This is a genomic window from Mesorhizobium sophorae, from assembly GCF_002270415.1.
Lineage (GTDB): Bacteria > Pseudomonadota > Alphaproteobacteria > Rhizobiales > Rhizobiaceae > Mesorhizobium > Mesorhizobium sophorae.
This window is the reverse complement of record NZ_NNRI01000007.1, coordinates 281,275-291,594: the sequence shown is the minus strand read 5'-3', so window position 1 is coordinate 291,594 and position 10,320 is coordinate 281,275. Positions and strand designations below refer to the sequence as shown.

Here is a 10,320-nt window from a genome sequence, read left to right as displayed (position 1 = left end):
CCCGATGAGGGATCCCATGAAGAATTCAGCCATTTCCGAACGCAAGAACCAGTCGATCTCGCGCGGCGTCGGCATGACCACGCAAATCTACGCGGACCGGGCTGAAAACTCGGAGATCTGGGATGTCGAGGGCCGCCGCTACATCGACTTCTCGTCGGGCATCGCCGTCGTCAACACCGGTCATCGCCATCCCAAGGTGATCGAGGCGGTCAAGGCGCAGCTCGACCGCTTCACCCACACCTGCCACCAGGTGGTACCCTACGAGAGCTATGTGCGCTTGGCCGAACGGCTGAACGGCATGCTGCCCGGCAAGTTCGAGAAGAAGACGATCTTCGTCACCACCGGCGCCGAGGCGGTCGAGAACGCCATCAAGATCGCCCGCAACGCCACCGGCCGCCAGGCGGTCATCGCCTTCGCCGGCGGGTTCCACGGCCGCACCTTCATGGGCATGGCGCTGACTGGCAAGGTCGTGCCCTACAAGGTCGGCTTCGGCGCCATGCCTGGCGATGTCTACCACGCGCCGTTCCCGGTGCCGCTGCATGGCGTGTCGATCGCCGATTCGCTGGCCGCACTCGACCGGTTGTTCAAGGCCGATGTCGATCCGGCCCGCGTCGCCGCCATCATCATCGAGCCGGTGCAGGGCGAGGGTGGCTTCTACGACGCGCCGCGTGAGTTCCTGACCGCGCTGCGCAAGCTCTGCGACCAGAACGGCATGCTTTTGATTGCCGACGAAGTGCAGACCGGCTTTGCCCGGACCGGCAAGATGTTTGCCATGGATCACCATGAGGTGGCGGCCGACATCACCACCATGGCGAAAAGCCTGGCCGGCGGCTTCCCGCTGGCCGCGGTCACCGGCCGTGCCGAGATCATGGATGCGCCCGGCCCCGGCGGGCTCGGCGGCACCTATGGCGGCAGCCCGATCGGTGTCGCCGCCGCGCATGCCGTGCTCGACGTGATCGAAGACGAGAAGCTTTGCGACCGCGCCAACACGCTGGGTGCACGGTTGAAGCAGCGGCTGCAGTCGATCCGTGACGACGTGCCCGAGATCGTCGATATCAGAGGCCTCGGTTTCATGAACGCCGTCGAGTTCAACGACGTCAAGAAAGGCCTGCCGTCGGCCGAGATCGCCAATGCGATCAGGCTGAAGGCGCTCGATAAGGGGCTGATCCTGCTGACGTGCGGCGTCTATGGCAACGTCATCCGCTTCCTGGCGCCGATCACCATCCAGGACGGCGTCATGAACGAGGCGCTCGACATTCTGGAAAGCTCGATCCGCGAAGTCTGCGCTGCCTGATCGACGGCGCGTCGGCCTAAAGGGCCGGAATTATCCAGCCGCTCTGGCTGGTTCACCCTCGAGGAAAGCGGCCAGCGCCGCCTTCAGGCCTTCGGGGCCCGCCGCAATTGTCTGCGGCGTCGGTGAGAAGCCGGCGCCGAGCATTTTTCGGCCAAGCATGTGGTCGCCGGGCCGGTTGACTGATTCGATGCCGAGCAGCCGGTTTCCGGCGTAGTGGTAGATCGAGAACTTGTTGTCAGGCAGGTCGCCCAGCACGACATGGCTGTCGCCGCCGGCGGTCAGGCCGACCATCTGCAGCTTCATGTCGCCGATGTCGGACCAGAACCACGGCACAGCCGAATAGACGTCCGCATGGCCGGTAATGGTGCGGGCGGCGAGCCGCGCCTGGTCGGTGGCGTTCTGCACCGATTCCAGCCGCACGTCGCCGCCTGTGAACCAGTGCCGGTAAGAGGTGGCGTCGCCAATGGCGAGGATTTCTGGCGCCGAACTGCGCATCTGGTGATCGACGCGGACGCCGTTGGCGACAGCGAGGCCGGCTTCCTGTGCCAGCTCGACATTCGGCACGGCGCCGATGCCGATGATGACCATGCGTGCTGGCAGCCTTTCACCGGTTGAGGTGATCGCTGCCGAGACATGGCCGTTTTCGCCTTCGAGCCTTGCAATCGAGGTGCCGGTAAGGATGCGCACACCGATCGCTTCCAGCCTTTGGCGGACATGGCTCGCCACGACCGGCGCCACGGCGCGGCCGAGCAGCCGGTCGACCGCTTCGACCACCGTCACCGTGCGGCCGGCCGCACGCAGCGTGGCGGCGATCTCCAGACCGATGAAACCGCCGCCGAGGATAACGACATCGTCGCTCTGCGCACTCAACTCGCGGATCAGCCGCGCATCAGCCAGCGAGCGTAGCGACAGCACGCCGGAAAGCTCTGAACCCGCCAGCGGCAGGGTGCGCGGGCGCGAGCCGGTCGCCAGGATCAGGTGATCGAAGGCAAGCGCGCCACCACCGGCAACGTCCAGGCTACGACGGGGAGCGTCGATACGCTCGATCCTGACGCCGGGCCGGTAGTCAATGGCGCTGCCGGTGTAGAACGCCTCGCCGCGCAGCGGCTGCGGCTTGGCCTCGGCGTCCTTGATGAAGGTCTTCGACAGCGGCGGCTTGTGATATGGCAATTCGTTCTCGTCACTGACGAGGATAACCGGTCCGTCATAGCCCTCCTCGCGCAGACTCGCGGCCGCTTGCACGCCCGCATGACCCGCGCCGACAATGACCACACCGTTCTTCATCGCATTCCAATCCCGGTTCAATTCTAGGATGTCCCGCCAAGTGGCAATTGTCTGGCACCGCCGCAAGAGAGCTTTTGCGGGTCGCACCCGGAATGGCGGCTGTCAATCGCACCGTTCATCGGCAAGACCCGGGCATAAAGTTGACTGTCGTAGTTTAGAATAATTCTAAACTATTGTTTCAATTGGCTTTTCCTGTCGATTTTCATTGACTTCCACCAACGTCGAAGCTTTATGGAGGCTCGCGCAATAGCGCATCCCTTTGATGTCTGGGCCTTGAACCCTTTCGATTGGAGGCATTTCGGTGTCTTTCTTCCGCAGACCACGTCTTGTCGTGGCCATTTTTTTGCCGGATGGCGTTGCCCTGCCCGACTTGTGCAGGCCGCCTGTTGCCGCGCCCACATTTCAGTGAATTCCTGAGGAGATGACAGTCATGAGAGCGATGATATCGGCACGGTATGGCAGCAGGCTCGCCGCGATCGGCGCCACCGCCCTGCTGACGGCGGCTGTGTTCGTGCTGCCGGCCAAGGCCGAAACCGACGCGAAGGCGATCATCAAGACCTATGCCGATATCGGGCTCGCCAAATACGAGGATTCGCTGACCACCGCGCAGGCGCTCGACAAGGCGGTCGACGCCCTGCTTGCCAAACCATCGGTGGAAACCCTCAACGCCGCCCGTGACGCCTGGAAGGCAGCGCGCGTTCCCTACCAGCAGACCGAAGTCTACCGGTTCGGCAACAAGATCGTCGACGATTGGGAAGGCGAGGTGAATTCCTGGCCGCTCGACGAAGGGCTGATCGACTACGTCGCCAAGAGCTATGGCACGGAATCGGACGCGAATTCGCTCTATACGGCCAATGTGATCGCCAACAAGGAGATCGAGATCAACGGCAAGAAGGTCGATGCCACGAACCTGACGCCGGAATTCCTCTCCGGCACGCTGCAGCAAGCCGGCGGCATCGAGGCCAATGTCGCCACCGGCTATCACGCCATCGAGTTCCTGCTCTGGGGCCAGGACCTGCACGGCACCGGCCCGGGGGCCGGCGAGCGCCCGTACACCGACTATGACCTCAAGAACTGCACTGGCGGCAATTGCGATCGCCGCGCGCAATATCTGAAGTCAGCGAGCGACCTTCTGGTTTCCGACCTGCAGAAGATGGTCAACGACTGGAAGGAAGACGGCGCGGCGCGCAAGAATCTCGTCGATGGCGAGCCGAACACCGCCATCTCGATCATCTTCACCGGCATGGGCTCGCTGTCCTATGGTGAACTCGCCGGCGAACGCATGAAGCTTGGGCTGCTCTTGCATGACCCGGAGGAGGAGCAGGACTGCTTCTCCGACAACACCTACAACTCCCATCTTTATGATGCCATAGGCATTCGCGCCGCCTACCACGCCAGCTATACCAGGCTCGACGGTACCGTCGTTTCGGGACCTTCGGTGGCCGATATGGTGAAGGCGGCCGATCCGGCAATCGACAAGGAACTGTCGGACAAGCTCGATTTCACGGTCGCCAAGATGGAGGCGATCAAGGCGCGGGCACTGGCCGGCGAGGCCTATGACCAGCAGATCGCCGAGGGCAACACGGAAGGCAACGCCACCGTACAGGCGGCGATCGACGCGCTGATCGACCAGACCAAGTCGATCGAACGCGCCGTCGGCACCCTGAAGCTCAATGCCATAGCATTCGAGGGTTCCGACAGTCTCGACGCGCCGGACAAGGTGTTCAAGTAACCGCCGACGGGCCATGGCCTGATCCGAAGCCTGACGACCGGCTTCGAAATAGGCCATGGTAAGAAATCAAGCCACACGGCGCGGGAGGCGCCGTCAGCCATCCGAGCCGCCAAATGCTGATATGCCATTGCAACATCATCACCGAGAGGGAAATCGAGCAGACGATCATCGGGCTGCTGGATCAGGATCCCTGGCAACTGATCGTGCCGGCGAAGGTCTATCACACCATGCAGAAGCGCGGCCGCTGTTGCGGCTGCTTCCCAAATGTGGTCGAAACGATCATTCGGGTCACCGAAAATTACCACGCCCGCTCGGAGGCGACTGGCGTAGACATCGTTTCACACCTGGACCGCGTCAGAGGCCTGCGCGTCCAATATGGGAGCAGGATCCATGAAAGGCGAACCGCAGATCATCGAGCGGCTTAACGAGGCTCTTTTTCTGGAGCTGGGGGCCGTCAACCAGTATTGGGTGCATTTCCGTCTGCTGGAGGACTGGGGATACGCCAAACTGGCAAAGAAGGAGCGGGCGGAATCGATCGAGGAGATGCACCATGCCGACCGGCTCGTGGCCCGCATCATCTTCCTCGAAGGCCATCCGAACCTGCAGTCCGTGGCGCCGTTGCGCATCGGGCAGAACGTCAAGGAAGTGCTCGAATCCGACCTTGCCGGCGAATACGACGCGCGTACCGCCTACAAGCGCTCGCGTGAGATCTGCGAGGAAGCGGGCGATTACGTGTCGATGAAGCTGTTTGAGGAATTGCTGTCCGACGAGGAAGGTCACATCGACTTCCTCGAGACGCAGCTCGACCTCCTTGCTTCGATCGGCGAGGAAAAATACGGCCAGCTCAACGCCGCATCGGCGGACGAGGCGGACTAAGGACATGCGGGAATGCGGCGCCTGCTAGAATTCGTGCGCCGCTTGCGGCGGGCCAATGGCTCGCCGCCTCGACACAAAACGCCAAGCGGATCGGCGCGCGGGCGCTGCGTCATCCTCGTGGTGGCCTTCACGTCTTCCGCGACTGCCGGCGACCTTCAGCCCGTAGGCCTCGCCACCACGCGCACCGACCTTAATCCGAAGGATCAGGCGCGCGTCACCGCCATCACCAGGCCGACGTCGGATTTTTCCAAGCCCGAGCAGTTCGAACGGATGCAAGGGGGCGCCGGCACGTCCAGGAAGGACGTCAGCCGCGATCCTTCTCGCAACCCTCGGCCAACATCACCTTCGAGGAAGAGAGTAACTTCAAGCTCGGCAACGCCCTGTTCCGCAAGAACTGGGTGTCGTCGCCATCCTCGACGCAGGCTTCTGACGGGCTCGGTCCGCTGTTCAATGAACGCGCCTGCCAGAACTGCCATCTGAAGGATGGCCGCGGCCGCCCGCCGCAAGGCGACGTCGGCACCACGTCGATGTTCCTGCGGCTGGCCCGCGAGGCAAGCAGCGCAGAAGATAAGGCAGCGCTTGCCGACCATAGGCTGCTCAATTTTCCCGACCCGGTCTACGGCACGCAATTACAGGAGCTGGCCGTGCCTGGCCTGCGCGGCGAAGGCAGGATGCATGTCGACTATCAGGAACGGCAGGTGACGCTGGCGGACGGCACCGTGATTTCGCTGCGCAAACCCAGTTATTCGGTCATCGATCCCGGCTATGGGTCGCTTGATCCGCGCACCACGTTGTCGCCGCGCCTGACGCCGCCGATGATCGGCCTTGGCCTGATCGAGGAGATCGCACCGGCGGATATCCTTGCCAATGCCGACCCGGACGACCGGAATGGTGACGGCATTTCCGGCAGGCCCAACATCGTGCGCGACGGCCAGAGCGGAGAGCTGACGCTTGGCCGTTTCGGCTGGAAGGCGCAGACCGCATCGATCCGCCAGCAGGCGGCGGATGCCTTTGCCGGCGACATCGGCATCTCGACGCCGGAAGAGCCGAAACATTGGGGCGACTGCACCGCCGCACAGGAAAAATGCCTGGCCATGCCGAATGGCGTGCAGCGGCGCCTCGGCCCGGTCGAGGCGCCGGCGCCGGTGATGGATCTCGTCACCTTCTATTCGCAGAACCTGGCGGTGCCGGCACGCCGCGACCTCGACACACCGCATGTGCTCGCCGGCAAGAAAATCTTTTACGAGACAGGCTGCATTGCCTGCCACACGCCGAAATTCGTCACCCGTCGCGATACGCCTAACAAGGCGCAGGCCTTCCAGTTGATCTGGCCTTATTCCGACTTCCTGCTGCACGACATGGGGCCGGATCTGGCAGACGACCAGGCCGTGGGCGAAGCGACAGGCAATGAGTGGCGCACTCCGCCACTGTGGGGCATCGGTCTCACCGAAACAGTCAACGGCAATTCTTTCTTCCTGCATGACGGCCGCGCGCGCAGCCTGACCGAGGCGATCCTGTGGCATGGTGGCGAGGCGCAGAAGACGCGCGACCGCTTTGCCGCCGCCAGCGCGGCCGACCGTGATGCGCTGCTCAAATTCCTGGAGTCACTGTAATGCTCAAGCGCTCTGCACTGGTTCTTGTTCTGCCGCTGGCCCTGCTGGGTATCGTCCCGGCGTCGGCGACTGTGAAAGCCTCCGAAATCATCCAGCGGGCAATCGACGGCTTTGTCCGCCCGGCCTATGCCAGCCTGCACGACCACGCCGGCCGGTTGACCAAGTCAATGCACACGCTCTGCGCCGCGCCCTCTCAAGAAGACCTCGATGCGGCGCGGGCCCAGTTTTCGGCGACGGTCGATGCCTGGTCGTCAGCCGAGATCATCGGGTTCGGGCCGATCAAGGAGAACAACCGGCTGGAGCGCATGCTGTTTTGGCCGGACCGCAAGAGCATCGGCCTGAAGCAGGTGCAGGCGGCGCTGTCCGACAAGGACCCGACAGCAACCGATCCGGCACAGCTGGCCGGCAAGAGCGTCGCCATGCAGGGGCTGGGCGCGCTGGAATTCGTCCTTTACGGTGATGGCGCCGAGGCGTTGACGGGCAAGGCCGATCCCTATCGTTGTGCCTATGGCGCCGCGGTTGCCGGCAACATCGAAACCATGGCCGGCGAGGTAAGCGCCGCCTGGAACAAGCCTGACGGTTTTGCCGCCCTTTGGGCTAATCCGGGGCCGCAGAATGCGCTTTATCGCGACGGCAACGAAGCGGTGACCGAACTGGTCGGTGTTCTCATTAATGAACTGGAAATGGTGCGCGACGTGCGCCTGAAGGGCTTTTTCGGCGGCAAGCCGGATGCGGACAAGCCCAGGCAAGCAATCTACTGGCGGTCGCAGAACACCACCAATTCGCTGGCCGCCAATCTGTCGGGAATAGACAATCTGTTCCAGGCCTCGAAGCTCGGTGACGCGCTGCCGCCGGACGCGCGCTGGATGGCGGAATCGATCCATATCCAGTTGGTCAACGGTGTCGCCACCGCCAAGGCGGTCGGCGGTCCGATCGACAAGGCACTTGCCGATCCGGCGTTGCGCGAAAAGCTCGACCATCTCGCGCTGATTACCTCCAGCCTGTCGACCCTGATCGGCTCGAGGCTGACCGCCGAATTCGGCCTCACCGCTGGGTTCTCGTCGCTCGACGGAGACTGAGCATGCGTACGCCGCTGATCGACCGCCGCGATTTCCTCCGGGCCGCAGGCACTGGTTTTGCCGCCGCGATGGCGCCGTCGGCTTGGACAACGACACTGGCGGCCGACGCCGTCTTCGCTACCGCCTTTGTCAAGCGCGACGGCAGTTATGGCGCGGCCGTCCTGTCCGAGGCCGGCAAGCTCCTGCATGCGATCGACCTGCCCGATCGCGGCCACGACGTCACTTTCGATCCGGTCTCGAAGCGCTCCGTGGTCTTCGCTCGCCAGCCGGGCACTTTCGCCGTGGTCTTCGATCATTCGGGCCGCGAGAAGCCGCTGACCATCACCAGCATCACCGGCCGGCATTTCTTCGGCCATGGCGTGTTCTCGCCCGACGGCGCTTTGCTCTATGCAACCGAGAATGATTTCGACAATGCCGCCGGTGTGGTCGGTATCTACGATGCGCGGGCGAAATTCAGCCGCATCGGCGAATTCCCGACCTATGGCATGGGTCCGCACGAGCTTCTGCTCCTGGGCGACGGCAAGACGATTGCGGTTGCCAATGGCGGCATCGAGACCCATCCGGACTATGGCCGCGCCGAGCTCAACATCGCCACCATGAAGCCGTCCTATGTGCTGATCGACCGCGTCACCGGAGACCTCATCGAGAAGCACGAACTGCCGGCGGCACTGCACCAGCTGTCGATCCGCCACATGGATACCGACCGGTCCGGCACCGTCTGGTTCGGCTGTCAGTACAGGGGGCCGGGCACCGATCGTCCGCTGCTGGTCGGCCGCGCCGCGCGTGGCAAGGAGTTGCAACTGCTCGACATGCCGCAGGACGTGCTGTCCGGCTTCCGCAACTATATCGGGTCGGTCGCCGCCAATCCGGTTGCCGGCACCGTCGCCGTCTCTTCACCGGAAGGCAATTCGCTTGTGGTGATCGACGCGGCGAGCGGCCGGGTCGTCTCGAACAGCGCGCTGGTCGAGGTCTGCGGCGTGGCACCCGACGGAACGAGCTTCATGGCGACCACAGGCGCCGGCGAAATCATCGAGGGCAGCGGAGCGATACGCTCCGAACCGGACTATGTCTGGGACAACCATATGCTGCGCATCGAACGGGCCGCGTAGCTACTTTTCCGGCCAAGCCGAACCGAAGCCGCTTAACAAATTATGCACTATCCCCTTGCGGTGGCGGGCCGTGGCGGGCACAGGGAATTGTTTCTCGAACCGGTCGTTTCATGAAATTGCTTGCCATCGACTGTGCCGCCAACCTCTGCGCCGCTTGCGTCTATGACACCGAGGCGAAGCAGGAGCTTGGCCGTTCGGTGCTCGATCTCGGCAAGGGCCATGCTGAGCACCTGATGGCCGCCATCGCTGAAACGCTGAAGGCAGGCGCAACCGACTATGCCGGTCTCGGCGTCATCGCCGTCTCTGTCGGTCCCGGCTCCTTCACCGGCTTGCGCGTCGGCGTCTCGACCGCGCGCGGCCTGGCGCTGGCGCTGAAGGTTCCGGCGATCGGGGTGACGACGCTGGAGGCGCTGGCCGCCGAGGCAGCAGCGAGATTTCCCGGCCGTACCGTACTGCCGGCGCTCGACGCCGGCCGCGAGGAACTCCACGCTGCCCTTTTCGATGAAATGTCAGCTTTGACTTACGGTCCGGCTGTGACCACACTGGCGAGTGCCGTGGCCATGGCGACGGAAAGCGCTTCGGTGCTCGCCGGCACCGCGGCTGCGCAAATCGCTGCCTCAGCAGGGCGCGCCTTCGATATCGGCCCCGAGACGGCCACCGCCGACATTCTCACCTACGCTCGCCTAGCGGCCGGCAAGGGCGAGGGCGAAAGGCCGAAACCGCTTTATTTGCGTGGCGCGGACGCCAAGCCACAGGCTGGGTTCATTTTGTCAAGGCAACAAAACTAATGCGCATACCTTTTCTCCAACCACGCCGCCGGGACTATGCGCTCGAGCCGCTGAGGATCACCGACAGCCCGGCGGTCTCGCTGCTGCATCGCGAGGATTTTGTCCGCCCCTGGACCGACGGCGAATTCGCTGCCTTGCTCGAACAGGACACCGTGTTCGGCTACGCCGCGCGCGAGACCGGGCAGGGCGCCAAGCCGCCGGTCGGCTTCGTGCTGGCCAGGCTGGCGGCCGGTGAGGGCGAGATCCTGACCGTCGCGGTGGCGCGCTCGCATCGCCGGCAGGGACTGGGCTGGCAGTTGATGGATGCTGTGCTGCGCGAACTGCACGCTCAGCGCGCCGAAGCGCTGTTCCTCGAGGTCGACGAGACCAACGTCGCGGCGATAGCCCTCTACCGGCGACTGGGCTTCCGCGAAGTCGGCAAACGCCCCAATTACTACAGGTCGTCCGAGCACGGACCGACCGGGGCGCTTGTCATGCGCCGCGATCTTCGCTAGCCAGAAGCGCCAAATCCAAGGGTTATAGTGTCCCCAGCGCTTCCAAAGAGG

At 63.7% G+C, this 10,320-nt stretch carries 9 protein-coding genes and 1 pseudogene; 9 read left to right on the top strand and 1 reads right to left on the bottom strand.

Going from position 1 to position 10,320, the window contains the following annotated elements:
• Window positions 1–16: 16 nt before the first annotated feature.
• Entirely contained in the window at window positions 17–1,294 is a 1,278-nt protein-coding gene (locus tag CGZ66_RS05830) for a 4-aminobutyrate--2-oxoglutarate transaminase (protein ID WP_095082455.1), read from the top strand.
• Between the two features lie 30 nt (window positions 1,295–1,324).
• On the opposite strand, the gene CGZ66_RS05825 is transcribed toward CGZ66_RS05830, so the two are convergent.
• Entirely contained in the window at window positions 1,325–2,578 is a 1,254-nt protein-coding gene (locus tag CGZ66_RS05825; protein WP_095082454.1) for an NAD(P)/FAD-dependent oxidoreductase, read from the bottom strand.
• A 439-nt stretch (window positions 2,579–3,017) separates the two neighbouring features.
• Between CGZ66_RS05825 and CGZ66_RS05820 the strand changes: the two genes are divergently transcribed.
• From CGZ66_RS05820 to rimI, 8 genes and pseudogenes are all read left to right on the top strand, one after another.
• On the top strand, window positions 3,018–4,310 hold the full coding sequence (locus CGZ66_RS05820; protein WP_245331074.1) for an imelysin family protein: 1,293 nt from the start codon (window positions 3,018–3,020) through the stop codon (window positions 4,308–4,310).
• A 113-nt stretch (window positions 4,311–4,423) separates the two neighbouring features.
• A complete protein-coding gene (locus CGZ66_RS05815) occupies window positions 4,424–4,735 on the top strand; it encodes a (2Fe-2S)-binding protein (RefSeq protein WP_095082452.1) in 312 nt (103 codons plus the stop codon).
• The gene (gene bfr / locus CGZ66_RS05810; RefSeq protein WP_095082450.1) at window positions 4,701–5,186 is read left to right on the top strand and encodes a bacterioferritin; all 486 of its coding nucleotides are present in this window, start codon (window positions 4,701–4,703) and stop codon (window positions 5,184–5,186) included. Before CGZ66_RS05815 ends, bfr begins: the two co-directional genes overlap by 35 nt.
• A gap of 12 nt (window positions 5,187–5,198) precedes the next feature.
• Window positions 5,199–6,799 (top strand): annotated as a pseudogene (locus CGZ66_RS05805) (di-heme oxidoreductase family protein).
• The gene (locus CGZ66_RS05800) at window positions 6,799–7,878 is read left to right on the top strand and encodes an imelysin family protein (RefSeq protein WP_095082448.1); all 1,080 of its coding nucleotides are present in this window, start codon (window positions 6,799–6,801) and stop codon (window positions 7,876–7,878) included. Before CGZ66_RS05805 ends, CGZ66_RS05800 begins: the two are co-directional and overlap by 1 nt.
• A gap of 2 nt (window positions 7,879–7,880) precedes the next feature.
• Window positions 7,881–8,987, top strand: a complete 1,107-nt coding sequence (locus CGZ66_RS05795; protein WP_095082446.1) for a DUF1513 domain-containing protein — start codon at window positions 7,881–7,883, stop codon at window positions 8,985–8,987.
• Between the two features lie 110 nt (window positions 8,988–9,097).
• Complete coding sequence (gene tsaB, locus CGZ66_RS05790) at window positions 9,098–9,775, top strand: tRNA (adenosine(37)-N6)-threonylcarbamoyltransferase complex dimerization subunit type 1 TsaB (RefSeq protein WP_095082445.1); 678 nt, start codon at window positions 9,098–9,100, stop codon at window positions 9,773–9,775.
• On the top strand, window positions 9,775–10,269 hold the full coding sequence (gene rimI / locus CGZ66_RS05785; protein ID WP_095082444.1) for a ribosomal protein S18-alanine N-acetyltransferase: 495 nt from the start codon (window positions 9,775–9,777) through the stop codon (window positions 10,267–10,269). The genes tsaB and rimI overlap by 1 nt, the downstream gene beginning before the upstream one ends.
• Window positions 10,270–10,320: the final 51 nt, after the last annotated feature.